The following is a 24653-nucleotide window of genomic DNA, read 5'->3' as shown; positions in this document are numbered from 1 at the left end:
CGCTCATCGTATGCCTTGGCTGGCTGCGCGTCGCTCAATCATGCGGCGACGTGATTCAAACTGGAATTTGCGGCGCAGCAGCTCACCCGGATCGTCTTCGATGCGGCGCAGGAACTGCTCCAGAGATTCCTGATCTTCTTCAAATTCGGTGTTTTCGCTGCGCTGGTTTTTCTGCGAATCGTCAGTTTCAGCATCTTCAGCTTCCTGCTCGGGCGTTTCCTGTTCCTGAGGCTCCTGAGGTTCCTGATCCTGCTGCTGTTGCTCGTCTTCTTCCAGCGTTGGTTCAACTTCTTCTTCGTTTTCCTGCTGTTCGGCTTCGGCCTGAGACTCTTCCTGCTGTTCCTGCTCCTGCTGTTCCTGCTCTTCCTGTTCTTGCTGTTGCTGCTCCAGTAGCTGTTCAACAATCTGCTTGTTGTGCTGGGCGTCTTCGTGCATGGGCTGTTCGGCCAGCACGCGGTCGTAGGCGGCGATGGCTTCGGCAAAACGTTCAGCGTAGGCCAGGGCGTTACCGAGGTTGTAGTAGGAGTCGAGATCCTCGCCCTGACTGAATTCCTGAATGGCAGCTTCGAAATTGCCGGCCCGATAGTGTGCAGTGCCACGCCAGGCCTGATCATCAAACAGGACTGCCGCCGTGTTCGGGTCGCGGTTGGCAAGAGCGCGTGCGGCGCGCTGGTCGCGGTTCAGGAACAGGGCGCGCCAGTCGAAGCGGGGCGGGTTGGCGGGTGGAAACTCCGATTGCATCTCTTGCGGAGTGCCGATTGACAGGGTCTGCATCTGCCCGGGGCTCTGTGAATTGTCGCCTTGCGGGGCCTGCGCCTGAGTTAAGGGATCAGTCTCATCAGCCGGTTGCGCCATGACTGGTTCCGGTGTCATGACCATCATGGCCAGGCCTGCCGACAGGGCCAGCTGCAACACCCAACCGCGCCGGAAGCACAGGGCACACAGCGGCAGCAGCAGTAGCAGCAGCCACGGACCGGCGTCGCGCCACAGCTCAACTTCTTCTTCGGACTCCAGGAAGGTGTCGTTATCACCGCGGCGCAGGCTTTCAGCCAGCACTGACTCGAGATCGCTGCTATCAACCGTTACATCGCTGTAACGACCATCATGATTACCGGCGACCTGTTGCAGTACACTGCGATTCATGGCGCTGATGACCACCTGGCCATCACTGTCACGCAGCACTTCGCCGCCAGCTGCCGGGATCGAGGCGCCCTGCGTTGTACCAACCCCGATGACATGCAGCGGAAAGTTGACGGTACTCATGGCATCACCGATGCGAAACACCTGATCGGACGGAATATCCGAGGTGATCAACAGAATGCGGCCATTGCTGGTGCCGGCTTCTTCCAGCAGCCGATTGGCCATCTGGATTCCGTCAGCCGGATTGTTGCCGATCACTGGCATGATGTTGGGGTTCAGGGCCGGCACCATGGCGCGGATGCTGATGCTGTCATCGGTTAACGGAGTGACCATATGCGCCTCACCGGCGTAGACCACCAGGCCGGTCTGGCCCTCGCGCCGGGTATCCAGGATGTCCAGAATCTTGCGTCGGGCGATGGTGATGCGATTAGGTTCAAAGTCGGTGGCAAACATGCCCAGGCTCAGATCCAGCACAATGACCAGGGCGTCCTGACGCTGCTGGACCGGTTGTGTCTGCTTGGACCAGGTTGGGCCGGCCAGTGCCACAATGCTCAGGGTCCAGGCCAGCATCAGCAGATACAGAGGTAAACGCTGCGAGCGGTTTTTGGTGGCGTTCAGCAGATAGGGCAGCAGGCTTTTTTCGATCACTTTGTGCCAGGCAGATCCCTGCGCGTCGAGGACCCACAGGCGGCGAAAGAAAAATACCGCCGGCAGCAGCGCCAGTAGCCATAGCGGGCGCAGAAAATGAAAGTTTTCGACGGCCTGTGCCAGCGTTATGGTCTCATTCATACCGAGTCCCCCGCCCGTGCCCGAGTGGCTGCGGGCATGGCACTGAGTGCCAGCAGGAAGCTGAGCAACAGGGCGATGCCCAGCGGCCAGTGGAATAGCTGGGTTTCCGGTCGATAGGTCTGCTCATCCTGCTCGATGGGCTCCATCTGATCCAGTTCATCATAGATACTGATCATATCTTCCAGGGTCCGCGCGCGAAAGTACAGCCCACCGGTCATTTCAGCCGCCTCGGCCATGGTTTCATCGTCTATTTCAGAGACCAGCGCCCCGCTGGCACGTGTGCCGAACATGGAACGCTGGGCAAACTGATCGGATGCCACGCCCACAATATGCATTTTTATGCCTTCGGTACGAGCCAACTGGGCCGCCTGCAGAGGCGTGAGCTCACCGGCGTTATTGATGCCATCGGTCAGCAGAATCAGGATGCGGTTATTTTCCGGTTGCTGACGCAGGTGGCGGATACTCAGACCGATGGCATCGCCAATGGCCGTGGCTGACTCATCAATCATGCCGATTTCCAGCTCATCCACCATTTGCTGAACAGTGGCCAGATCATAAGTCATCGGCGTGAGCATATAGGCATGTGCCGCAAACAGGGTCAGACCCAGACGGTCGCCGGTGCGCTTTTCCACAAAATCACTGATCACCGCCTTCATGACCTGAAAGCGCGACAACTGGGTGTTGTTGAGAAACATATCACGCGCTTCCATACTGCCCGACATGTCCAGAGTCAGCATCATGTCGCGGCCGGTAGTAGGTATCTGAACAGGATCGCCTATCCATTGCGGGCGAGATGAGGCGATTACCACCATCAGCCAGATCAACGCGCAGGCAATCAGCAGAAACAGGTTCTTGTTGTACTGATGTGAGCTGTCAGTGTGCAGTTGCACCAGCTGACGATAAAAAGGTACGCGCAGCGCCGCATCCTGACGCGGTGCCCGCGGCACCAGCCAATAAATGATAAGCGGCAGGGGCAGGGCCAGAAAAACCCAGGGCCAGGAAAATTCAAGCATGATGTTCGGTCGCTGTGCTCGGTGAATTCGTTTTATTGTTGTCGATTCTAGCCATATACAGGCCTTTAATCCAAGTGCCGGCCATGCTGTGCAGGGCCTGGGTATCAATGTCACAGCGCGGTGCAAAACGACCCTGTGCCAGGGCCTGCGCCAGGTCATCGCGCAGCAGCTGCTGCTGGTCATAGCGGCGCAGGAAGGCAATCCACTGCTGGCCGGTCAGACCGGCCACCTCGGACTGGCTGAAATGAGCCAGCGCCACGCGGCGCAGCACGCTGTTGACCTCATTAACGTAGACCAGCCGCTGCTGCATATCCTGTTCATCACCGGCGCGCAGTTTATTCAGACACTTGTCCAGCTCAGCGACCGCCTGGTTGGCACGGCGCTGCAGGCGCAAGCGCGCCATCAGTTTCCACAGGCCCCAGAGCAGCCCGGCAATCAGCATGGCAATCAGCAGCCACCAGCCCGGTGCCAGCGGCCACCAGCCCACTGCCTGCGGTGCATGAATGTCGGCCAGTTGGCTCAGAGCGTCTGCGATGTCCATTGGTGTATCCGTTCTACGACAGGTTCGTCGGTTCTCAGGGTGAGCAGGGGTATCTGTAATTTGTTCAGTTCGCCCTGCAGTGCATCAAGGCGCTGATGAAAGACGTTGCTGTAGCTGTCCCGTACCTGCTTGTTGTAGGTGTTCAGTGTGCCTTTTTCGCGACCGTCGGTAATACTGTAGTAACCCGGCAGCGGCAGATTCTCTTCCAGCGGATCGTAAACAAAGCAGCACACAACATTATTATGACGTGATATCTGCGACAGGTACTGGAAGCCGGCCTCATTCAGGGTAGAAAAATCACTGATGATGTAAAGAGTGCTGCCAGGTTTGGTAATGCGCCGGATGCGACCCAGTGCGGTTGCCAGATCCCCAGACTCAGGGCTCGGTGCGGCCTGCGACTGTGTGGCGTTAACTGCCAATTGGGTGTTGTACTGATGAATCTGGTTCAGCAGATGAAGCGCCGAGCGCCGGCTGCGTTTCGGGCGCACCAGCGCAAACTCATTGTCGCCGTACACCAGCCCACCAACCCGGTCGCCGTTATCAATGGCCAGCCAGGCAAAGATCGCCGCTGCCTGAGCGGCAACTACCGATTTAAACGCTGTTTTGCTGCCAAAAAACATGCTGGCAGACTGATCGATTGCGACCAGAACAGGGCGCTCACGCTCTTCGCGGAACACTTTGGTAAAAGGTTTGCCGATGCGGGCGGTGACTCGCCAGTCGATGGTGCGGATATCATCACCGGCCTGATAGGGACGGAATTCTTCGAAATCAATGCCCCGTCCGCGCATCTTGGACAGGTGCAGGCCCGAAATGCCAGCCACCGAGCGCTTTTGGGTGGCGTATTCGATGGTGCGGGCGGCATAACGCTGCAGCAACAGATCCTGCAGCGAAACAATGGCACCGTGCGCCCGATACAGCTCCTGGTGAGGTAAAATGCTGACTGTCTTGCTCATGCGAACTCCCGGTTCAGGCTGGCAGGGCTCAGGCTGACGGGACCCGCTCCAATATGGTGCTCAGTACCTTATCCGGGGTGATACCGCTGGCTTCCGCTTCAAAACTGAGCAACACGCGGTGACGCAGCACATCAAACATGACGGCCTGCACGTCATCCGGGCTGACAAAGTCCTTGCCCTGAATCCAGGCGTGAGCGCGGGCGCAACGATCCAGTGAGATCGTGCCACGCGGACTGGCACCAAAATCGATCCAGCCGGCCAGATCTTCGCCATAGGTGGCCGGGTTACGGGTCGCCATGATCAGTTGAATAATGTATTCCTCAACGGCCGGTGCCATGTGCATGGCCAGAATTTCCTGACGTGCTGCAAACAGGTCGTCCTGACTCATTACCTGAGGTGCTTCTGGCGCCACATGACGGGCCTCTTCGCGCACCAGGTGCAGAATGTCACGCTCAGCTTCTGTGGATGGATAGCCGATCGATACGTGCATCAGGAAACGGTCCAGCTGCGCTTCGGGCAGCGGATAGGTACCTTCCTGCTCGATCGGGTTTTGTGTTGCCATGACCAGGAACAGCGGCGGCAGCTGGAAAGATTCGCGGCCTACAGACACCTGATGCTCGGCCATGGCCTCCAGCAGGGCTGACTGCACTTTGGCCGGCGCACGGTTAATTTCGTCTGCCAGCACCAGGTTGTGGAAAATCGGGCCGGGCTGGAAGCGGAAAGATCCGTCCTCCGGGCGGAAAATTTCCGTACCGGTGATATCACTGGGCAACAGGTCAGGAGTGAACTGAATACGGTGAAAGTCACCTTCAACAGCACGGGACAGATCCTTGATAGCCTTGGTTTTTGCCAGTCCCGGCGCACCTTCCACCAGCAGGTGACCGTCGGCAAGCAGGGCAATCAGCAGGCGATCCACCAGTTTCTCCTGTCCGATAATCTGCTGCGTTAACCAGGTTTTCAGTACTGTTATTGTATTGTGGTGACTCATAATTTTTCCTGTTTTTCGTGCTTCTGTAGCTTGGCGGAAGTCAGCGATTGTAACCAATTCAGTTTTTATGTCTAGCAGCGCGAACACAGACTTTGTCTCAGAGTGTGGCAGATCGTCTATCAGTTCCCGGCAGATGTCTGCGCGCGCTTGCTTTATAATGACAGGTCTTTACTGCCAATTGTCTGCCGGAGATCAAACCTGATGTACTCACTGATGCGCAGCGCGCTGTTTACTCTGCCCGAAGAAACCTCCCACCGTGTGGCGTTGGGCAGCCTGGATGTGGCCGCCAGCCTGGGTCTGGGTGGTCTGCTGGGCGGTGCGCGCAGCGGGCGCGGGCAGGCGCTTAGGGTCATGGGTCTGGAGTTTCCCAATGCACTTGGATTGGCAGCAGGGCTGGATAAAAATGCTGATCATATCGAAGGGCTGGCGGCGCTGGGTTTCGGTTTTATTGAAATTGGCACAGTCACACCCCGGCCACAGCCTGGCAACCCCTCGCCCCGGCTGTTTCGGCTGGTCCCCCAGCAGGCCATCATCAATCGCATGGGTTTCAACAATAAAGGTATCGATCATGCCCTGCAGCGTATCCGCAGCAGCCGCTATCGCGGCGTGCTGGGCATCAATATTGGTAAAAACTTTGACACGCCGGTTGAAAAGGCCGCCGATGATTACCTGATTGGCCTGCGCAAAGCCTGGCCGCTGGCCAGCTATGTGGTGGTCAACCTGTCTTCGCCCAACACACCCGGGCTGCGGACTCTGCAATACGGTGAGGACCTGCGGCGCCTGCTGGAGGTGCTGAAGCGCGAACAGCAGACCCTGCAGCAGACCGATGGCCGGCATGTGCCGCTGGTGATCAAAATTGCGCCTGATCTGACTGCAGAGGAGCTGCAGCTTATTGCCGGCACTTTGCTGGACTTTAACATCGACGGAGTCATCGCCACCAATACGACGCTGTCGAGAGAAGGCGTTGAGCAGAATCCTCGCCACCAGGAGGCGGGCGGTTTGAGCGGTGCGCCGCTGCGTGAGCGCTCAACGCAGATCATTGCCGGTCTGCATGAAACGCTGCAGAGTCGTATTCCGATTATTGGAGTGGGTGGCATCAGCTCACTGGCCGATGCGCAGCAGAAGCTGGATGCCGGCGCCAGTCTGCTGCAGATATACACCGGCTTTATCTATCGCGGACCGGCGCTGGTGCGCGAAATAGTTGAAGGGCTGGAAACGGCGTGAGCGATATCATTTTATACACCACCGCTGGTTGCCACCTTTGCGATCAGGCCCGTTCTGTCCTGGAGCCGTTGGCACGTGTTAACGGGCTGCGCTGGCGTACGATTGACATCGCCGATGACCCGGCATTGGTTGATGTCTACGGACTGCGTATTCCGGTCATCAAAGTGGACGGAGCCGAGGCTGATATTGGCTGGCCCTTCGATGAGCACGCCCTGATCAACTATCTGCAGAGTCATCTGCCGGCAGACTGAGTGGCAGTTTAAACAGGTGTATGGCGTTGGCCGTGGTCTGGTGCGCAATATCCGCCGCCGGTCGCTGGCAGTGTTCAGCCACCACCCGTAAAACCTCCGGCAACCAGCCCGGTTCATTGCGGCGAGTTTTCGGGCGCGGTCGCAGGCTGCGCGGCAGCAGATAGGGTGCATCGGTTTCCAGCAGCAGCCGGTCGGCCGGAATATCCTTCACAAACTCGTGCAGATGGCTGCCGCGCCGTTCATCACAGATCCAGCCAGTAATCCCGATGTGCATGTCCAGATCCAGGTAGTCATACATGGCCTGTTTCTCATCGGTGAAGCAGTGCACAACACCGCCGCTGAGCTGGTCGCGGAACTCTTTAAGGATAGGCTGAAAGCGGTTGTGGGCATCGCGCTGGTGCAGAAACACCGGTTTTGCTGTCTCTGCGGCCATGGCCAGATGCGCTTCAAACACCTTTTCCTGAACGGGCCTGGGCGAATAATCCCGGTTAAAGTCCAGTCCGGTTTCACCGACAGCACGTACCAAAGGTTCGTCGAGCAGTTCGCGAATACCCCGCAGGACGTCAGCATCGGCGTGCTGCGCTTCATGCGGATGAACGCCGGCAGTGGCTGACAGATCTGCATGGGACTTGCAAAGCGATAGTGCTTTCTGTGAAGCTGAAAGGGTGGTGCCGGTCACCAACTGGTGAACCAGGCCGGCGTTGCGCGCCCGCAGCAGGACTTCAGTCAGGTCGTGAGCAAAGGATTCATGGCCCAGATTGGCGCCGATATCGATCAGTGGCATAGTCATGGCGCGCGATTATAGCAGCAGCCTGCTGGCGGATTCAGCATCTATCAAGGATAATGACGCGCTTTTGACAGCTCACAGGCCAGAACTGACATCAGGCAATAACACGTACGGGACACAACTGGACAGCAGCAGATGACACAGCAATTCACAACACCCAAAAAAGATTTGAACTGGGCGGAACTGGGATTTCAGTACCGGCCTACCGAGTTTCGTTTTCGCGCCCTGCACCGCAACGGCCAGTGGTCCGACGGCGAACTGATCACCGATAACATGATCAGTGTGCACGAAGGAGCACCCGCTCTGCATTACGCACAGCAGTGCTTTGAAGGACTGAAAGCGCAGACGGCTCCTGATGGGCGGGTATTACTGTTCAGGCCTGAACTGAATGCTGAGCGCATGCGGCAGGCGGCTGAACGACTGCTGATGCCCCAGGTGCCGGAAGCCTTGTTCATCCGCGGTGTCGAAGAAGCCGTGCGTGCCAATTATGCCTGGATTCCGCCGCATGGCTCTGGAGCGGCTCTGTACATCCGCCCCATGCTGATTGGCGTTGGGGAGAATCTGGGACTTAAGACTGCTAAAGAATTTGAGTTCCGGGTGTTCGTGTCGCCGGTGGGGCCTTATTACAAAAGCGCCGGTCTGGCGGTGATTTCACTGGCTGTTTCCGATCTGGATCGTGCCGCACCAGCGGGTACCGGTAACTATAAAATAGGCGCGAACTATGCAGGCGGTCTGCTGGCAACCCGTCTTGCCCAGGAGCTTGGTGCCAACGAGGCGCTGTTTCTGGATGCCCGGGAGCGTCGTTATATTGATGAAGCTGGCTCTGCCAATATCGTTGTTGCGATGCGCGATGGCAGCTTTGTGACACCCGGCTCCAATGCCGTATTACCCAGCGTCACACGGCGTTCCATCATGACGCTTGCCGAGCAGGAGCTGGGCATGAAGATTGAGCAGCGCGCCATCGATCTGCGCAAGGAAATCGATCAGTTCGAGGAAGTGGCAGCCTGTGGTACAGCAGCCGTGATTTCGCCAGTTGGAAAAATTTACATTGATGGTCAGTGGCACAGTTTTTACGGCGAGGGCGAGCAGGCCGGACCGGTGATGCAGAAGCTCTACAATCTGCTGGTTGGCATTCAGCGCGGCGAGCTTGAGGATAAATTTGGCTGGACACATGAAGTTAAAGCTTGACCCCCGGCAATCGAATCCTTAATGATAAAAAAGGCAGTGACATGAGGTTGCTGCCCGGACATCTCTCAATACTTTTCAGGAACTGTACAGCTTAATGAGTAAATCCCTGGTTATCGTCGAGTCACCCGCCAAGGCAAAAACCATCAACAAATACCTGGGCAAGGAATTTGTGGTGAAGTCCAGTGTGGGGCATATCCGTGACTTGCCGGTCTCCGGTGGTGGTTCCACCGTGTCAGCCGCTGAGCGTGCCAAAGAGGCTGCCAAAACGCGCAAACTGAGTCCTGAGCAGAAAGCGGCACACAAGGAAAAGAAAGCCAAAGAACAATTGATCGCCCGCATGGGTGTGGATCCGGAGCACGGCTGGAAGGCGCGCTACGAGATTCTGCCGGGCAAAGAAAAAGTGGTGGCAGAGTTAAAAAAACTCGCCAAAGGTGCAGACACCATTTATCTGGCGACGGACCTTGACCGGGAAGGGGAGGCCATTGCCTGGCACCTTAAAGAGGCTATTGGCGGCGATGATTCGCGATACCGTCGGGTTGTGTTCAACGAGATCACCAAAAAAGCCATCAATGAGGCCTTCTCTCACCCAGGTGATCTGGACATGCGTTACGTCGAAGCCCAGCAGGCCAGACGTTTTCTGGACAGGGTGGTGGGTTTTATGGTCTCGCCACTGCTTTGGGCTAAAGTGGCAAGGGGCCTGTCGGCAGGGCGCGTGCAATCGGTGGCCGTGCGCCTGATCGTCGAGCGTGAACGAGAGATTCGCAAGTTTATCCCGGAAGAATACTGGGAAATGTTTGCCGACACTCACACGACTCACAAAGATGCTCTGCGCCTGCAGGTCATAAAACAGTCAGGTGAGAACTACCGCCCCGGATCAGCTGAACAGTCGCAACAGGCCGAGAAGGCGCTGCAGTCCGCTGAATTTATTGTGAGTGGGCGCGAAGATAAACCAACCAGTTCAAAACCGCGTCCGCCGCTGATCACTTCGACACTGCAGCAGGCTGCCAGCACCCGTCTGGGTTTTGGTGTTAAAAAAACCATGATGATGGCTCAGCGTCTATACGAGGCGGGTTACATCACTTACATGCGTACTGATTCCACACACCTGAGTGCGGATGCCTTAACGATGTGCCGAGAGTACATCGAAGACAAATTTGGTAAACAGTATCTGCCAGAGAAGCCGGTGCAATACAGCTCCCGTGAAGGGGCGCAGGAGGCACACGAAGCCATTCGCCCGACTGATGTGAATACCTCGCCCACTCAGTTGTCTGGTATGGAGCGTGATGCTGAACGGCTTTACGCGCTGATCTGGGCACATTTTCTGGCCTGTCAGATGCCGCCGGCCCGTTATCTCAGCTCACAGATTACGGTGACTGCCGGTGACTTTGAACTGCGTACCAAAGGTCGCATCATGCAGTTTGACGGTTACCTGAAAGTGCTGCCGTCCAAAGAGGAAGACGTGGTACTGCCGGATGTCAGCAAGGGTGAGAAGCTTGCGCTGACAGCGCTGGACCCCAAACAGAATTTCACCAAGCCACCGGCCCGGTACACAGAAGCCAGTCTGGTTAAAGAGCTGGAAAAGCGTGGCATCGGCAGACCGTCTACCTATGCTGCAATTATTTCCACTATCCAGGATCGCGGTTACGTGAAAGTGGAAAGTCGACGATTCTATGCTCAGAAGATGGGTGATATTGTCACTGAACGTCTGAGTGAAAGTTTCGCGGATTTGATGGATTACGATTTTACCGCCAAGATGGAAGGTTCACTGGACGAAGTGGCGGCAGGCGACAAAGAATGGAAGCGACTGCTGGATGAGTTTTACGCGGATTTCTCCCGGCAGCTTGGTCAGGCATCCTCCGACGATAAACATGGCATGCGGGCCAATAACCCGACTGATACCGATATTCCCTGCCCCGATTGTGGCCGGCCCATGCAGATTCGCACGGCTTCAACCGGCGTTTTCCTGGGCTGCTCCGGCTACGCCCTGCCGCCAAAAGAGCGCTGCAAAACCACGATTAATCTGACGCCCGGCGAAGAAGCAATCAATACAGACAATGAAGAAGAAGCCGAAGCGCTGGAAAATCGACGTCTGCGCGAAAGACACCGCTGTAAACTGTGCAATACCGCCATGGACAGTTACCTGATTGATACCAGCCGCAAACTGCATGTCTGTGGCAACAATCCGGACTGTTCGGGATACGAGGTCGAGAAGGGCAGCTTCAAGATCAAAGGTTACGATGGTCCCGTTATTGAGTGCGACAAGTGCGGCTCAGATATGCAATTAAAGACCGGCCGGTTCGGTAAGTACTTTGGCTGCACCAATAGTGACTGCAAAAATACCCGCAAGTTGCTGCGCAACGGTCAGGCCGCGCCGCCCAAGATGGATCCGGTACCCATGCCGGAACTTGCCTGCGAAAAAGTGGATGACCATTATGTGTTGCGTGATGGCGCAGCGGGCCTGTTCCTGGCAGCCAGCAAATTCCCCAAAAATCGCGAGACACGTGCGCCCCTGCTCAGCGAGCTGGTGCCGCACAAGTCGGAAATCGATCCCAAGTATCACTACCTGTTTGATGCGCCGCTGGCGGACGATGATGGTAACCCGTCTATCATCCGGTTTAGTCGGAAGGCACAGGAGAGTTATCTGCTGACTGAGGTGGATAAGAAGCCGACAGGCTGGAAGGCGTTTTACCGCGACGGCCGCTGGGTGGTGGAGAGCTGATCTGAGCTATTTCAGTGGCTTCGTTCTGGTTCGGCCCGCGCACCCACCCCCGTGCCTTGTGCCATGCTGCGACTCTGCAGTGTCTGCATACGAAATAACTGTTCAGATTCTAGCGGTTCGCACAACTTGCTGCCTTCGACTATGCTGTTGCGCAAATCGATGGGCCGGGTGCATCTATCCAAAGCAACGTAATGGATGGCGCCTCTCAGAGTAGGGTTTGTGATGGCGCGTCAGTAGAGGAATAGCACAAGGGCCGGGAGTGACAGTGATGGGTGCTGACCTTTCAGGTCGCGTCTTCTTCTGATCTGGAGCACCCGAGAAAGCGCGAGGACTGTCTGAGTTCCGAGCCGCGCAGCGGCGAGGGCGAGTTCCGCAGCGCCGGGTGCGCAAGAGCAGAAGGCGGCCGGTCAGCACCCATCACTGTCATTTCCGGTCCGTTCTTTGCCGAAGCTACTGTAACTCCCAATCCGCTCTCTATCGAAGCTACTGCCAAGCGCGTCAACCGTGCCGACGGATGACCCCAACGGAGATGCCCTCGATGGCAAAGGCGTCGCGGCGCAGATCCACCTCTATTGGCTGGTAGTCGTCGTTCTCCGGCAGCAGGCGGATGCGGTAGCGGTCCGGCGTTTCCTCCAGGCGCTTTACGGTCACCTCATCGTCCAGCCGCGCAACAATGATCTCGCCATGACGCGCGCGATTGGTTTTGTGTACCGCCAGCAGGTCACCCTCGAATATACCCACATTGATCATACTGGTGCCCTTGACGGTCAGCAGGTAGTCGGCGCTGGGGTTGAACATGGCGGCAGGCACGCTGACATATTCATCGATGCATTCCTGTGCCAGGATGGGGCTGCCTGCGGCTACCTGACCGATAACCGGCAGGCCCTGCTGCTTATCCTGATCGTCCTGATCTGGCAGGCGGATGCCGCGCGAGGCGCCGGGCACAATTTCTATGGCTTTTTTGCGGGCCAGGGCTTTCAGGTGCTCCTCGGCTGCATTAGGGGAGCGGAATCCCATTTGCTGGGCAATCTCCGAGCGCGTGGGCGGATAGCCGGTTTCCTGCTGGTATTCACGGATAAATGCCAGTATCTGCGCCTGTCGAGGGGTCAGTGCCTGCATGGTCATGATTCCTGTTGATCCATTCAGCCTGTGATTATATACAGTTATGGATTCAGGGCAAGCCCCGCATGACGATGCGCTGTATTCGGGGCAAGTGGATGATAGCCAGTGACATTGGTATGTTGGCCCCGATGGGTGATAATGTCGCGTTTTGATCAGGCACAAAATGGAGTGCGCAATGTCCGATTTCCCCGGCGTGCTGATGCTGGATTTGATGGGTACCACGCTGAGCCGTGAGGAGCACGATTTGCTCCAGCACCCTCAGGTGGGTGGTGTCATATTGTTTGCGCGCAACATAGAGACACCCGCGCAAGTCTGTGCACTCAACGCTGCCATCCGGCAAAGCCGTCCCGAAATTCTGATTGCCGTTGATCAGGAAGGCGGGCGGGTGCAGCGACTGCGACAGGGATTTACCCGATTGCCCCCGCAGTTGCGTCTGCAGAGTCTGTTTGAAAGTGACGCAGAGCAGGCATTGCGTCTGAGCCGGGATTTAGGCTGGCTGATGGCAAGTGAGGTGCTAGCGGCCGGGTTTGATTTCAGCTTTGCGCCGGTGCTGGATTTGCACACCGGACGTAGTACCGTGATTGGCGATCGTGCCTTTGCATCAGATATCGATACGCTGGTTGCACTGGCGTCAGCCTATATGGAAGGCATGCACGAGGCCGGCATGGCAACGACCGGCAAGCACTTTCCCGGACATGGCAGTGTGGAGGCCGATTCGCATCTGGATCTGCCGGTTGATGAACGGCCACTGGATGAGATTCTGCGGCAGGATCTGCAGCCCTTTGCCCGTTGCCTGCCACTGCTGGATGCGGTGATGCCCGCTCATGTGCTGTATCCGGCTGCTGATGCCAGTTGTGCCGGTTTCTCATCGTACTGGCTGCAGCAGGTTCTGCGCGAGCAGCTGGGTTTCAAGGGCGTGATTTTCAGTGATGATCTGGTCATGGCCGCGGCCGCCTCGGCAGGCGATATGCCGCAGCGTGTCGCCCGGGCGCTGACCGCGGGTTGCGATATGCTGCTGGTCTGCAATGATCGGGCCGCCGCCCTGCAGGCATTGCAGGCGCTGGACAAGGGGCAGGTGTCACCGTCAGAAAAGCTGTTGTCGATGCGTGGTCGTTATCAGGGCAAGGATCTGGTGTCATTGCAAACTGATGACCGGGTAATGGATATCCGCCAGCGAATCGGACAGTTGTGAATTTAAATTTGAATTCAGGGAGTAATAGTTTGGACAAGCAGACCATGCTGGATGTACTGAAGCAGGCCGAATGCCTGTATTCGCCGAAACAGATTGATGCTGCTATCGATGCAATGGCAGAGAAAATAAGTTCCGTGATGGCGGACAAACTGCCGCTGCTGCTGTGTGTCATGAATGGTGGCATCATCTTGACAGGACACCTGGCGCCTAAGTTGTCGTTCCCCCTGCACATCGACTACATTCACGCCACACGTTATCGCGAACAGTTGACCGGAAGTGATCTGCACTGGCGCGTTTCGCCGGCCACATCGCTGCAGGGTCGGGCAGTGCTGCTGCTGGATGATATTTTTGACGAAGGTGAAACCCTGGCCGCTATCCGGCGCTGGTGCCTGGAGCAGGGCGCCGCCGACGTCTACAGTGCAGTGCTGGTCGACAAACAGCATGATCGCAAGACGGCGGATATCAAACAGGCCGACTTCACCGCGCTTTATGCTGAAGACAAATATCTTTTCGGTTATGGTATGGACTACAAAGGATTCTGGCGCAACGCACCGGGCATTTTTGCCGCCAGCGATGCTCACACCGGATCCTGACCGTTGAATCAGACAGCAGGTGAGGTCAGATCATGAGTCAGTTTACACCCGACGCCGACAATCTGCTTAAAACCCTTGGCAAGCAGCGCGGTCCCGCACCGGTCCATCTGTGGGACCCGCCGTACTGCGGCGAAATGGACATGCGTATCGCCGCTGATGGCCGCTGGTATCACGAAGGTTCACCCATTGGCCGGCTGCGCATGGTGCAGTTGTTCTCATCAATTCTGCGACTCGATGACGATGGTCATTACTATCTGGTGACGCCCGTCGAAAAAGTCCGTATTCGTGTGGATGATTGTCCGTTTGTGGCACAGGTACTGGATGTGATCGAGGACGATGGGCAGCAGGTCCTTCGTTTTACCCTGAATACAGAAGAGACAGTGGATGCCGGGCCGGATCATCCGCTTGAAGTTGATGTTACAGACGAGGGGGAGCCGCATCCGGTGATTGAAGTGCGGCGCGGTCTCAAAGCACTGATCAGCCGTTCGGTTTTTTATCAGCTTGTTGAACTGGCGGCCCGTCAGGCAGATCTGGAAGATGAAGAAAAGTCCAATAAAAACAATGAGTCAAATCAGCTCCTCAGTATCTCCAGCAGGGGTAAAAAATTTGCGCTGGGTCAGTTTTAGGGTAGATTCTGTGCGGCACTTTTATTGACGTATGCAGCTAAAAGCGGCATCATTGTCGACCTTTTCAAGCCGCAATATTTTCTTAACCGTAAACTTTGGAGAATCCATGAAGATTCTGGTAGCAGTCAAACGCGTTCTTGATGCGTACGTAAAAGTGCGCGTGAAGGCAGACAACAGTGGTGTCGATATGGCCAATGCCAAGATGGCCGTGAATCCCTTCTGCGAAATTGCCGTTGAAGAGGCGGTCCGTCTGAAAGAGAAGGGGCTGGCAGAGGAGGTCATTGTGGTCTCCATCGGTGAAAAGTCCTGTCAGGAGCAGATCCGTACCTCTCTGGCGCTGGGCGCCGATCGCGGTATCCACGTTGAAGCGGCGGCAGATCTCCAGCCACTGGCGGTCGCCCGATTGCTGCAGAAAATTATTGAGAAAGAAGGCACCGAGCTGGTGCTGCTGGGCAAGCAGTCCATCGATTCTGATAACAACCAGGTGGGCCAGATGCTGGCGGCACTGACCGGTATGCCGCAGGGTACTTTTGCCTGCAAACTGGAACTGGCTGATGGTAAAGCACTGGTTACCCGCGAAATCGACGGCGGTGAGCAGACTGTTTCCTTGAAACTGCCAGCGGTTGTGACCACCGACCTGCGTCTTAACGAACCGCGTTACGCCTCTCTGCCGAACATCATGAAGGCCAAGAAGAAACCAATCGACACGCTGACGCCGGACGAGCTGGGCGTTGACGTCAGTTCAGGTCTGAAAATTCTGTCCGTTGAGCCGCCACCCGCACGTTCCGCCGGTATCAAGGTGGAGAGTGTGGACGAGCTGGTCAGCAAATTGAAAACTGAAGCCAAAGTGATTTAAGGGGACGCGTACAGATGAGTATTTTGGTAATTGCAGAACACGATAACGCCGCCCTGAAACCGGCAACCCTGAATGCGGTCAGCGCCGCTAAAGAAATCGGTTCAGACATCACTGTACTGGTCGCTGGTTCTGGCTGTGATGCAGTCGCCCAGGCGGCCGCTGCCATCGATGGCGTCAGCAAGGTGCTGGTCGCTGACAACGAAGCTTATAAAAACCAGCTGCCGGAAAACCTGGCCGAGCTGGTTGCCGAAGCCGGCAAAGATGCCAGCCATATTTTGGCGCCCGCCACCACCAGTGGTAAAAACTTCATGCCGCGCGTAGCGGCTTTACTGGGTGTTGCCCAGATCTCTGATATCACCGCCGTTAAATCTGCCGACACCTTTGTGCGTCCAATTTACGCGGGTAATGCCCTGGCAACCGTGCAGTCCTCCGACAGCGTGAAAGTGATCACCGTGCGTGGTACTGCATTCGATGCGGCTGCCGCTGAAGGTGGTTCCGCCAGTATAGAGGCTTGTGACATCGTCAAAACGCAGGATGTCGCCGAGTTCGTCAGCGAAGAGTTGACCAAGTCTGAGCGTCCGGAGCTGACCGGTGCCAAGGTTGTCATCTCCGGTGGTCGTGGCATGCAGAATGGTGAAAACTTCGCCATGCTGGAAAAAGTCGCTGACAAGCTGGGTGCTGCCATCGGTGCGTCGCGCGCAGCAGTTGACGCCGGCTTTGTTCCCAACGATATGCAGGTAGGTCAGACCGGCAAGATTGTTGCGCCGGAGCTGTACATTGCGGTCGGTATCTCTGGTGCCATTCAGCACCTGGCCGGCATGAAAGACTCCAAGGTCATTGTTGCCATCAACAAAGACGAAGAGGCGCCTATCTTCCAGGTGGCCGACTATGGGCTGGTTGCAGACCTGTTCCAGGCCGTGCCGGAGCTGGAAGAGAAGCTCTGATCGTTACGCTGGGGACGGAGGCGGTCTACGTCCCCAGCGCTTCACTCAAGATTCCTGCTGCTGTTTCTCTTGCTGCTGACGACGGCGTATTTCACGCGGGTCGTTCGGAGCGCGGCCGGTGGGTCTGGCCGGAGCGGGGGCAGGTGTGGGTTCAGGCTCTGTTTTGGTTTCTGACGTTTCTGTCTCTACGGCAAGTTCAGTCTGAACGGGTTGCTCTGCTTCAGTGTTGGTTTCCGCTGCAGTGTCAGCTTTGCTTTCTGTCTCTGGCTGTGCAGATGCCTGGGGCGATTCAGGCGCTTTTTCCTTTATGTCTGCAGTTTCTGGCGCATTTGCGTCGGCAGCTGCCGGCATCTCAGCGGACTCAGTTGTCTCTGCTGAAGTCTCCGTTGCCTGCTCTGTTGCAACCGGTTCGTCACTGCTGCTTTCCGGTTTGGCTTTGCTGTCACGTGCTGCCTTCGCCTGTTTGGCGCTGGCGGCCTTGGCCGCTTTGGCAACCTTCTTGACGACGGCGGCTGTTTCTTCGCTCATGGCTTCGTCCGCAGAGGTTTGCTCAGCGGGTGCCTGGCTGGCGACGGTGTCTTCAGCCTCTGCGCTGTCAGAGCTTGCGGAGTCTGCGCCGGCATTATCGGCGCTCGTCTCATCGCCGCTGGCCTCATCGGCGCTTGCGTTGTCGGCTGACACATCCTTGTTTTTGCTGCCGCGACGTGAACGACCACCACGGCTGCGGCGACGTTTAACGGGCTTTTCAGTTGAATCGGCGTCTTCAGCGGTGCTGGCGTCGGTCTGTGGCGACGTTTCGCCTGCTTCAGCGGACTCGGATTGCTCGGCCGGTGCGGCAGCGGCTGGGGCCTGCTCAGTGACCGGCTCTGCCTGAGGCACTGCGGCCTGTTCAGCGGTTTGCTGCTCATCTGCTGACTGCTCAGTGGCCTGCTCGCCATCGGGATGCGGTCCACGCACGCGCTTGGTGGTGTTGCGTGGTTTGCGCTCACCGCGCGGACGGCGATTGCTGTTTTCCTGCTCGTCGCCCTCGGACGCTTCCTGATCCGGCTTGCTGCCCTGACGATTGCCGGCCTTCTCCTCATCGCTCTTGTTGCGATTGCGCCCGCCGCGACGTCGACCGCGCGAAGGTTTGTCTGCGCCGTCCTTGTTCTCTTTGTCGCTGCGCTCTTCAGCCGCTTTTTGGGGCTGCTGAGTGCCGCGCGAACTGTCGTCCTGCGCATTATCGCCATCGCGCTTATCACTGCGCTCTGATCGATCACCGCGGTTACCACCTCGTCCGCCGCGACTGTTACGGTTGCGATTGCTGCCGTCACGACGGTTGTTGTTGCGACTGCGATTATTGTTGCTGCGCTCTTTCTGCTTGTCGTCAGTCTCCGACTCTTCGTCGTTGGCGGCACCTGAGAACAGCCCGCCAAACACAGACAACAATGAACCCAGGAAGCCTTTTTTCTCGGCAGGGCGCTGCTTTTCAGCCGCTACCGGACGAGGCGCCGGTGCCTGGGCAATGGTAGGTGCCTGCACTGCGGCCTGCTGCACTTGCAGAGGCTTCTGCGCCTGCACAATCTCTTCGCTCTGGTCCTGATCAGTCTCGATCTCGAAGCTGGCCAGCGACACGCCGCCTTCCTGTGGGCTCAGGCTCTGAATGTCAAAGTGCGGTGTTTCCATGTTTGGATTAGGGATGATCAGCAGGCGGGTCTTGCTCTGCTGCTCGATGCCAGCCACCACATTGCGCTTTTCGTTCAGCAGGTAAGAGGCGACATTCAAGGGCACAATGGCGCGGATCTCGGCGCTTTTCTTCTTGTTGGCCTCTTCCTGCAGAATACGCAGGATGGACAGACACAGTGACTTCACATCACGGATCGTGCCCTGGCCGCTGCAGCGCGGGCAAACTACGGCATTGGTCTCTTCCAGAGAGGGACGCAGACGCTGACGTGACATCTCCAGCAGACCAAAACGGGAAATACGGCCCACCTGCACACGCGCGCGATCCGCTTCCAGCGCATCACGCATGCGGTTTTCCACTTCCTTCTGGTTGCGGGTAGACGACATATCGATAAAGTCGATGACCACCAGGCCGCCCATATCACGCAGACGTAGTTGACGGGCAATCTCATCAGCCGCTTCCAGGTTGGTGTTCAGTGCGGTTTCTTCGATGTCTGAACCGCGGGTTGCGCGCGAGGAGTTGATGTCGATGGAGATCAGTGCCTCGGTCGGATCAATCACGATGGAACCGCCGGAGGGCAGTTTCACTTCGCGCTGGAAGGCCGATTCAATCTGATTCTCGATCTGATAGCGATTAAACAGCGGCAGCGCATCCTGATAATGCTTGATGCGTGATTCGTAGTGCGGCATGACCTGGCGCACAAAGTTCAGCGCTTCTTCGTAGGATTCTTTGGTGTCAAACAGTACCTCGCCGATGTCCTGGCGCAGGTAGTCACGGATGCAGCGGATAATGACATTGCTTTCCTGATAAACCAGGAAGGGGGCTTTTTTCTCAGCCGAGGCTTCGGTAATGGAGCGCCACAGTGACAGCAGATAATCCATATCCCACTGCAGTTCTTCCTGACTTTTGCCCACGCCGGCGGTGCGTACAATGATGCCCATGCCGTCCGGAATGTTCAGGCTGTTGATGGCTTCGCGGATCTCTGAGCGCTCGTCGCCCTCAATGCGGCGCGAAATGCCGCCGGCGCGCGGGTTGTTGGGCATCAGCACCAGGTAGCGTCCAGCCAGGCTGATAAAGGTGGTCAGTGCTGCGCCCTTGTTGCCGCGCTCTTCTTTTTCCACCTGAATGATGACTTCGGTGCCTTCGGCAACGGCCTCTTTAATGTTGACGCGGCCGCCGTCACCCTTGTTGCTGAAATATTCCGGGGCAATCTCCTTTAACGGCAGAAAACCGTGGCGCTCGGCGCCAAAATCAACAAAGGCCGCTTCCAGACTGGGTTCAACCCGGGTGATGCGGCCCTTGAATATGCTGGCTTTTTTCTGAACCCGGGTGCGATTTTCGATATCCAGGTCGTAAAGTTTTTGCCCATCGACCAGGGCAACACGCAACTCTTCTTCCTGAGTTGCATTGATTAACATTCTCTTCATTTGATTCACATCTCTGTTGAACCAGACCGGGGAGGCCAGAAGAAAATGATGTCAGGCGCAGTGCGGGAGCACTCAATGGCGCGGACAGGCGGCTATGATCACAACTTGCGTGGATCAAAAGACCATGAGGAGCAATGGTTTACAGGTGTTCTGGAGCGTGTCTCAGTGTACTGTTAACTCAAAATAACCATTAATCCGATTGCGTCGTGCGCCAACCATATCACTCACATCTTGTTTGTGGCGACAGGGCGCTGCGCGCAATCCGTCTGTTCGTGCCGTGCTTTGCCCGGCGTGCCGACCCCGGGCTCAGCTATTGGACTGAAACTCCACCGGGTGCGGTCTGCAGGAAGCCGTCTATCGGGCTTCCGCTGGAAATCATCTTCTGGGCTCCGGGCTGTCGTGTTGTCACGCAGCGTTGCCGGATCCGGTTACCGTTAAAAAAAGTAACTATCAGTAACTAGCAATCTTAAAATCTTCATCGCCGAAGGTGCGGCGGAATTATCTAAAATCTGTCTGCTTTGCAGCTCCGCGACTATAGCAGCATGTTCCAGAATATTCAAACAGTTAATTTATCCCCGGAGCCATGCACGGGCGGTTTGTTTTCGCTGCAGGGCTCGACTAGAATCCGGCCATGAAGATTTATGCCTATCAGCGTCTCTCTGCCTTTGAACAGGACTCCGATCCGGATTTGCCGATGGGATTCAGTGACCCTGCTGAATTGGCGCAGATTATCAACTATTGTGAGGCTCAGGGCTGGGCGGAACCCATCTGGATTCGGGAAAGCAGCCGTGACTGGCGCGCCGGTTTCAGTCAGAGACTGGCAGCCGGTTATACCGGAGACGGCTGGCGTCCCGCACCGGGCAGTGATGTTGTGGTGCACAGCCTGCAGCGACTGGTCAATGGTGCGCAGGATCTGCTGCTGACCCTGGATTGGCTGCGTGAGCACGATGTCTGCCTGCATGTTGTTGAATTTAATGCCGAACTCAGTCAAACCCGCACGCTGATTCGCACCCGGGTGGATTCTGATGTCATGCTGGCCAGCCTGGCACGTGTCGAAATGCGCCGCGGTGCCGAACGCATGCGCAAGGTTAAACACGAACAGCGCAACAAAGGCCGCTTTCTGGGCGGCACTAAACCGTTTGGATACATGGTGCACAGCAATGGCAAGCTGGTGGAGAATCCTCTGGAGCAACGGGTGTTAAAGCAGATACGGCAACTTCGCAGTCAGGGGCATTCGCTGCGCGTTATCGCGCGCAAGGTCAGCACGCCTGTCGCTCCAATCAGTTTCAAGACCGTGCAGCGTGTCCTGCAGCGTGATGAGAGAGATGGGCAGCCGACGCAACAGGGAGTGAAACGCTGAGCATGTTCAGGCCTGTCGCCCTGTTTGTCGGCCTGCGCTTTGTGCGGGCCCGCAAGAAAAATCAGTTGATGTCCTTTGTGTCGCTGATCTCCATGCTTGGCGTGGCACTGGGGGTGGCGGCCCTGATTGCCGTGTTGTCGGTGATCAATGCGTCAACCGCGACCATGCGTGATGAAACACTCAAAGCCGTCCCGCATGCGGCCATCAGCCTGAACGGGTCATTCATGGGTGTCGACCAGGCGATTGAACGCCTGTTGGCACAGCCCGGCGTTCTGGGCGCGGCGCCCTTCATGCAGGCCGAAGCCTGGCTGCGTTTTGAAGGGCGGGGCGAATTTGTTAATGTGCGCGGCGTGTCAGCACAGACTGAAACGCAGGTGCTACATAGTCCCAGTCCGCAGTTGCAGGATTTGCTGCAAGAGCTGTCAGGGCAGCCGGATGGGGTGATCCTGGGTACCCGACTGGCCGGGCAGTTGGGCATTTATGCCGGCATGCAGTTATCTGTCACGCCACTGGCCAGTCTGCTGCAGCGCCAGACAGAAGATGCCCGCAGTTTTCGGGTACTGGGCGTCGCTGATTTTGGTTTTTATGATAACGACAATATCGCGCTGATCTCCCTGCCAGCGGCTGAGCAGCTGTTTGCCGCTGATCCCGGTGCTGTCACGCAGATTCGTCTGAAGGTGGATGACGTGTTTGAAGCCGCCGCCATTGCCCGCCAGGCCGCCTCATCGCTGGATAATCAGCCGCATACGGTCAGCAGTTGGAGTGAGTCGCGCCGCAGTCTGTTTGATGCGCTGCGTATGGAGAAAATCCTCACCGGCTTTATGTTGTTGATGATTGTGATTATCGGAGCTGTGAACATAGTGGCGACGCTGGTCATGGCGGTGGCCGATAAAAATGCCGATATCGCGATTTTACGTACCATGGGCGCAGGGCGCTTTACGGTGATGGCTGTATTTATGATTCAGGGGTTTGCCGCCGGCATACTGGGCACGGTGCTGGGCGCCGCAGGTGGCATTGCGCTGGCGGCCAATCTGCAGCACATAACCCGCTGGTTCGAAGGGGCTATCAACAACTTTGTGGCGCCTGGTAATGTTTACATGATTGCCCATCTGGACGCACTGGTGCTGTGGTCTGACGTGTTGCTGGTGTGCCTTAGCGCGCTGCTGATCAGTCTGCTGGCCACTTTGTATCCGGCGTGGCGCGCCTCGCGTGTGCAACCGGCAGACGTGCTGCGTTACGAATAATGTTGAATACTTCAGGATCTGACATGCCAGGAGAAAGCGTTTGAACAGCCCCGAGCCCGTCATCAGCTGTCGGCATCTGCAAAAGTCCTACACGCAAGGGCCGCAACAGGTGGATGTGCTGGTCGATATCAATCTGGATGTGATGCCCGGCGAATGCGTTGCCATTGTCGGCAGTTCCGGCTCTGGCAAAACCACTCTGCTCAATATGCTGGGCGGCCTGGACCTGCCCAGTGCCGGACAGATTCACGTGGCCGGTCAGGATATGCTGAAATTGTCAGAAAAGCAGCGTGGCCTGTTGCGTAACCAGGATCTGGGTTTTGTTTATCAGTTTCATCACCTGTTGGGAGAGTTCAGCGCGCTTGAAAATGTCGCCATGCCCTTGTTGATTGGCGGGCAGGGCATCGACCAGGCCAGAAAGAGGGCCAGTGAGTTGCTTGAACAGGTTGGCCTCAGTCACCGACTGGACCATAAACCCTCAGAGCTGTCCGGCGGCGAACGGCAGCGCGTGGCCATCGCCCGTGCGCTGGTGGCTGGGCCGCGCTGTGTACTGATGGATGAACCCACCGGCAACCTGGACCGGCGCACGGCAGAAGGTATCCATCAGTTAATGAAGACACTGAATCAGACCCTGGCAACCAGTTTTGTGGTAGTGACCCACGACGAGCGCTTTGCCGCCAGTCTGGATCGTGTTCTGTTGCTGGACAATGGCCGGCTGGAAGCGGCCAGCGATGTCTGAATCTCAGCTGATTCCCGGCCTGTCCGGGCGCATCGCACTGCGGTATGTCAGTGTGGGCGCCCAGCACAGCCAATTGGTCAGCTTTATGTCGGCGCTGACGATCAGCGGACTGACATTGAGCGTGGCCATATTGATCACCGTGCTGTCAGTGATGAATGGCTTCGATCGTGAAGTGCGTGAGAATGTGCTGGGCGTGCTGCCGCATGCCAGTGTGATAACAAACGAAAAGCCGCGCAGCCGCGACTGGCTGTCACTGGATGAACAGCTTCGCGCCGTTGATGGCGTATTGGCAACAGCGCCGGTGCTTGAAGTGAACGGTGTGCTGGCCACCGATGCCGGCAGTCGGGGTGTGCTGGTTAATGGCATCGATCCGCAACGCGAGCAGCAGATGTCACAGTTGGGGCGTTTCATGCAGCAGGGCTCCATTCAGGCCCTGGCGGAACAGCGTTTTCAGGTGGTCATGGGCCAGACCCTGGCGCAGCAACTTGGAGTCGGGCTGGGCGACAGTGTCACGCTCTACAGTCTCAATGTGTCCATTAACCCGATCGCGCCCATGCCGGTGCAACGCCGCTTCACCGTGGCCGGAATCTATCGGGTGGGCACTCAGGAGCTGGACGAGCGGCTGATCATGATTGCGCTGCCCGATGCGCAGGCCCTGTACCGGCAGCCTGACAGCTTCAACGCCCTGCGTCTGCGCACCGATGATGTGCTGGCGGTCAACCGCCTGCGCCCACAACTGGAGGCCGCGCTGCCACAGGGTTTTTACGTGCAGACCTGGACGCAATGGTTCGGCAGTATCTACGAGAATATTCGTCTGTCTCGCACCATCGTGGGGCTGCTGTTATGGTTGCTGGTGGCGGTGGCGGCCTTCAACCTGATTGTCAGTCTGGTCATGATTGTGCGCGACAAACGCGGGGATATCGCCATTTTACGCACCATGGGCGCGCCGCCGGGCATGATCGGACGCGTATTTGTGCTGCAGGGTGCCCTGATCGGGCTGATCGGGACGGTGCTGGGCCTTGCGATAGGGACGGTGCTGGCGCTGAACGTCAGCGATCTGTTTGCGGCCTTCGAGGGCTGGAGCGGTACACAATTGTTGAGCGCGGATGTGTATCCGGTCGATTTTCTGCCCTCCCAGGTGCGTTGGCAGGATCTGCTGCTGATCAGCGGCGGCGTCATGTGCCTGTGTCTGCTGGCCAGCCTGTACCCGGCCTGGCGTGCCTCCCGCGTTCTGCCTGCAGAGGCACTGCGCGCCGAATAGCCGCGCAGCGGGCTGTCCCATAGTCTATAACAGACA

At 57.1% G+C, this 24653-nt stretch carries 22 protein-coding genes; 14 read left to right on the top strand and 8 right to left on the bottom strand.

Features of this window, described 5'->3' with window-relative positions; genetic code table 11:
• Positions 1 to 3: 3 nt before the first annotated feature.
• The 5 genes from PS2015_RS09195 to PS2015_RS09175 are packed head-to-tail and all read right to left on the bottom strand — an operon-like array spanning position 4 to position 5424.
• Positions 4 to 1929 carry a VWA domain-containing protein gene (locus PS2015_RS09195; protein WP_058021921.1) on the bottom strand — a complete coding sequence of 642 codons (1926 nt, stop codon included), beginning with the start codon at positions 1927 to 1929 and terminating at the stop codon, positions 4 to 6.
• Positions 1926 to 2942: a vWA domain-containing protein gene (locus PS2015_RS09190; RefSeq protein ID WP_058021920.1), complete on the bottom strand. Its 1017-nt coding sequence runs from the start codon at positions 2940 to 2942 to the stop codon at positions 1926 to 1928. The genes PS2015_RS09195 and PS2015_RS09190 overlap by 4 nt, the downstream gene beginning before the upstream one ends.
• Entirely contained in the window at positions 2935 to 3483 is a 549-nt protein-coding gene (locus PS2015_RS09185) for a DUF4381 domain-containing protein (protein WP_058021919.1), read from the bottom strand. The genes PS2015_RS09190 and PS2015_RS09185 overlap by 8 nt, the downstream gene beginning before the upstream one ends.
• Positions 3462 to 4436, bottom strand: a complete 975-nt coding sequence (locus PS2015_RS09180) for a DUF58 domain-containing protein (protein ID WP_058021918.1) — start codon at positions 4434 to 4436, stop codon at positions 3462 to 3464. The genes PS2015_RS09185 and PS2015_RS09180 overlap by 22 nt, the downstream gene beginning before the upstream one ends.
• Before the next feature lie 28 nt (positions 4437 to 4464).
• Positions 4465 to 5424: an AAA family ATPase gene (locus tag PS2015_RS09175; RefSeq protein ID WP_058021917.1), complete on the bottom strand. Its 960-nt coding sequence runs from the start codon at positions 5422 to 5424 to the stop codon at positions 4465 to 4467.
• Positions 5425 to 5625: 201 nt separating this feature from the next.
• On the opposite strand from PS2015_RS09175, the gene PS2015_RS09170 reads away from it, so the two are divergent.
• Positions 5626 to 6648, top strand: coding sequence for a quinone-dependent dihydroorotate dehydrogenase (locus tag PS2015_RS09170; RefSeq protein ID WP_058021916.1), 1023 nt, complete (start codon positions 5626 to 5628; stop codon positions 6646 to 6648).
• A complete protein-coding gene (locus tag PS2015_RS09165; RefSeq protein WP_058021915.1) occupies positions 6645 to 6899 on the top strand; it encodes a glutaredoxin family protein in 255 nt (84 codons plus the stop codon). The genes PS2015_RS09170 and PS2015_RS09165 overlap by 4 nt, the downstream gene beginning before the upstream one ends.
• Here the strand turns inward: PS2015_RS09165 and PS2015_RS09160 are convergent.
• Positions 6865 to 7683 carry a TatD family hydrolase gene (locus PS2015_RS09160; protein WP_058023245.1) on the bottom strand — a complete coding sequence of 273 codons (819 nt, stop codon included), beginning with the start codon at positions 7681 to 7683 and terminating at the stop codon, positions 6865 to 6867. The two genes, PS2015_RS09165 and PS2015_RS09160, sit on opposite strands and share 35 nt — an antisense overlap.
• Before the next feature lie 138 nt (positions 7684 to 7821).
• Here PS2015_RS09160 and PS2015_RS09155 point away from each other — a divergent pair, with 138 nt between their 5' ends.
• The 3 genes from PS2015_RS09155 to PS2015_RS09145 all read left to right on the top strand — a co-directional run bounded on the left by PS2015_RS09155 (position 7822) and on the right by PS2015_RS09145 (position 12111).
• Entirely contained in the window at positions 7822 to 8874 is a 1053-nt protein-coding gene (locus PS2015_RS09155; protein WP_058021914.1) for a branched-chain amino acid aminotransferase, read from the top strand.
• A 94-nt stretch (positions 8875 to 8968) separates the two neighbouring features.
• Positions 8969 to 11593 carry a type I DNA topoisomerase gene (gene topA / locus PS2015_RS09150; RefSeq protein ID WP_058021913.1) on the top strand — a complete coding sequence of 875 codons (2625 nt, stop codon included), beginning with the start codon at positions 8969 to 8971 and terminating at the stop codon, positions 11591 to 11593.
• A gap of 272 nt (positions 11594 to 11865) precedes the next feature.
• Positions 11866 to 12111, top strand: a complete 246-nt coding sequence (locus PS2015_RS09145) for a hypothetical protein (RefSeq protein WP_058021912.1) — start codon at positions 11866 to 11868, stop codon at positions 12109 to 12111.
• Here PS2015_RS09145 and lexA read toward each other — a convergent pair.
• Complete coding sequence (gene lexA, locus PS2015_RS09140) at positions 12092 to 12712, bottom strand: transcriptional repressor LexA (RefSeq protein WP_058021911.1); 621 nt, start codon at positions 12710 to 12712, stop codon at positions 12092 to 12094. The two genes, PS2015_RS09145 and lexA, sit on opposite strands and share 20 nt — an antisense overlap.
• A 178-nt stretch (positions 12713 to 12890) precedes the next feature.
• Here lexA and nagZ point away from each other — a divergent pair, with 178 nt between their 5' ends.
• The 5 genes from nagZ to PS2015_RS09115 all read left to right on the top strand — a co-directional run bounded on the left by nagZ (position 12891) and on the right by PS2015_RS09115 (position 16926).
• Entirely contained in the window at positions 12891 to 13907 is a 1017-nt protein-coding gene (nagZ, locus tag PS2015_RS09135) for a beta-N-acetylhexosaminidase (RefSeq protein ID WP_058021910.1), read from the top strand.
• 44 nt (positions 13908 to 13951) lie between these two features.
• Entirely contained in the window at positions 13952 to 14500 is a 549-nt protein-coding gene (locus PS2015_RS09130; protein WP_058023243.1) for a hypoxanthine-guanine phosphoribosyltransferase, read from the top strand.
• Positions 14501 to 14532: 32 nt separating this feature from the next.
• A complete protein-coding gene (locus tag PS2015_RS09125) occupies positions 14533 to 15126 on the top strand; it encodes a DUF1285 domain-containing protein (RefSeq protein WP_082628073.1) in 594 nt (197 codons plus the stop codon).
• Positions 15127 to 15232: 106 nt separating this feature from the next.
• On the top strand, positions 15233 to 15982 hold the full coding sequence (locus tag PS2015_RS09120) for an electron transfer flavoprotein subunit beta/FixA family protein (RefSeq protein WP_058021909.1): 750 nt from the start codon (positions 15233 to 15235) through the stop codon (positions 15980 to 15982).
• A 14-nt stretch (positions 15983 to 15996) separates the two neighbouring features.
• Positions 15997 to 16926: an electron transfer flavoprotein subunit alpha/FixB family protein gene (locus tag PS2015_RS09115; protein WP_058021908.1), complete on the top strand. Its 930-nt coding sequence runs from the start codon at positions 15997 to 15999 to the stop codon at positions 16924 to 16926.
• Positions 16927 to 16971: 45 nt separating this feature from the next.
• On the opposite strand, the gene rne is transcribed toward PS2015_RS09115, so the two are convergent.
• Complete coding sequence (rne, locus tag PS2015_RS09110) at positions 16972 to 20016, bottom strand: ribonuclease E (protein ID WP_082628072.1); 3045 nt, start codon at positions 20014 to 20016, stop codon at positions 16972 to 16974.
• A 631-nt stretch (positions 20017 to 20647) separates the two neighbouring features.
• On the opposite strand from rne, the gene PS2015_RS09105 reads away from it, so the two are divergent.
• From PS2015_RS09105 to PS2015_RS09090, 4 genes are read left to right on the top strand one after another with little or no spacing between them, the layout of a single operon-like run.
• Positions 20648 to 21376 (top strand): recombinase family protein, encoded by a 729-nt coding sequence (locus tag PS2015_RS09105; RefSeq protein ID WP_058021906.1) that lies wholly within the window; start codon positions 20648 to 20650, stop codon positions 21374 to 21376.
• 2 nt (positions 21377 to 21378) lie between these two features.
• On the top strand, positions 21379 to 22620 hold the full coding sequence (locus tag PS2015_RS09100; RefSeq protein ID WP_058021905.1) for an ABC transporter permease: 1242 nt from the start codon (positions 21379 to 21381) through the stop codon (positions 22618 to 22620).
• Between the two features lie 40 nt (positions 22621 to 22660).
• On the top strand, positions 22661 to 23356 hold the full coding sequence (gene lolD, locus PS2015_RS09095; protein WP_058021904.1) for a lipoprotein-releasing ABC transporter ATP-binding protein LolD: 696 nt from the start codon (positions 22661 to 22663) through the stop codon (positions 23354 to 23356).
• On the top strand, positions 23349 to 24617 hold the full coding sequence (locus PS2015_RS09090) for a lipoprotein-releasing ABC transporter permease subunit (RefSeq protein WP_058021903.1): 1269 nt from the start codon (positions 23349 to 23351) through the stop codon (positions 24615 to 24617). Before lolD ends, PS2015_RS09090 begins: the two co-directional genes overlap by 8 nt.
• Positions 24618 to 24653 lie beyond the last annotated feature (36 nt).

This window comes from Pseudohongiella spirulinae (assembly GCF_001444425.1).
GTDB classification, from domain to species: domain Bacteria; phylum Pseudomonadota; class Gammaproteobacteria; order Pseudomonadales; family Pseudohongiellaceae; genus Pseudohongiella; species Pseudohongiella spirulinae.
This window is presented reverse-complemented; position numbering and strand designations above follow the sequence as displayed.

Coding starts and splice junctions, on each gene's coding strand:
- PS2015_RS09195 (WP_058021921.1), bottom strand. CDS start 1,929: ATGAATGAGACCATAACGCTGGCACAGGCCGTCGAAAACTTTCATTTT.
- PS2015_RS09190 (WP_058021920.1), bottom strand. CDS start 2,942: ATGCTTGAATTTTCCTGGCCCTGGGTTTTTCTGGCCCTGCCCCTGCCG.
- PS2015_RS09185 (WP_058021919.1), bottom strand. CDS start 3,483: ATGGACATCGCAGACGCTCTGAGCCAACTGGCCGACATTCATGCACCG.
- PS2015_RS09180 (WP_058021918.1), bottom strand. CDS start 4,436: ATGAGCAAGACAGTCAGCATTTTACCTCACCAGGAGCTGTATCGGGCG.
- PS2015_RS09175 (WP_058021917.1), bottom strand. CDS start 5,424: ATGAGTCACCACAATACAATAACAGTACTGAAAACCTGGTTAACGCAG.
- PS2015_RS09170 (WP_058021916.1), top strand. CDS start 5,626: ATGTACTCACTGATGCGCAGCGCGCTGTTTACTCTGCCCGAAGAAACC.
- PS2015_RS09160 (WP_058023245.1), bottom strand. CDS start 7,683: ATGCCACTGATCGATATCGGCGCCAATCTGGGCCATGAATCCTTTGCT.
- PS2015_RS09155 (WP_058021914.1), top strand. CDS start 7,822: ATGACACAGCAATTCACAACACCCAAAAAAGATTTGAACTGGGCGGAA.
- topA (WP_058021913.1), top strand. CDS start 8,969: ATGAGTAAATCCCTGGTTATCGTCGAGTCACCCGCCAAGGCAAAAACC.
- lexA (WP_058021911.1), bottom strand. CDS start 12,712: ATGCAGGCACTGACCCCTCGACAGGCGCAGATACTGGCATTTATCCGT.
- nagZ (WP_058021910.1), top strand. CDS start 12,891: ATGTCCGATTTCCCCGGCGTGCTGATGCTGGATTTGATGGGTACCACG.
- PS2015_RS09130 (WP_058023243.1), top strand. CDS start 13,952: ATGCTGGATGTACTGAAGCAGGCCGAATGCCTGTATTCGCCGAAACAG.
- PS2015_RS09125 (WP_082628073.1), top strand. CDS start 14,533: ATGAGTCAGTTTACACCCGACGCCGACAATCTGCTTAAAACCCTTGGC.
- PS2015_RS09120 (WP_058021909.1), top strand. CDS start 15,233: ATGAAGATTCTGGTAGCAGTCAAACGCGTTCTTGATGCGTACGTAAAA.
- PS2015_RS09115 (WP_058021908.1), top strand. CDS start 15,997: ATGAGTATTTTGGTAATTGCAGAACACGATAACGCCGCCCTGAAACCG.
- rne (WP_082628072.1), bottom strand. CDS start 20,016: ATGAAGAGAATGTTAATCAATGCAACTCAGGAAGAAGAGTTGCGTGTT.
- PS2015_RS09105 (WP_058021906.1), top strand. CDS start 20,648: ATGAAGATTTATGCCTATCAGCGTCTCTCTGCCTTTGAACAGGACTCC.
- PS2015_RS09100 (WP_058021905.1), top strand. CDS start 21,379: ATGTTCAGGCCTGTCGCCCTGTTTGTCGGCCTGCGCTTTGTGCGGGCC.
- PS2015_RS09090 (WP_058021903.1), top strand. CDS start 23,349: ATGTCTGAATCTCAGCTGATTCCCGGCCTGTCCGGGCGCATCGCACTG.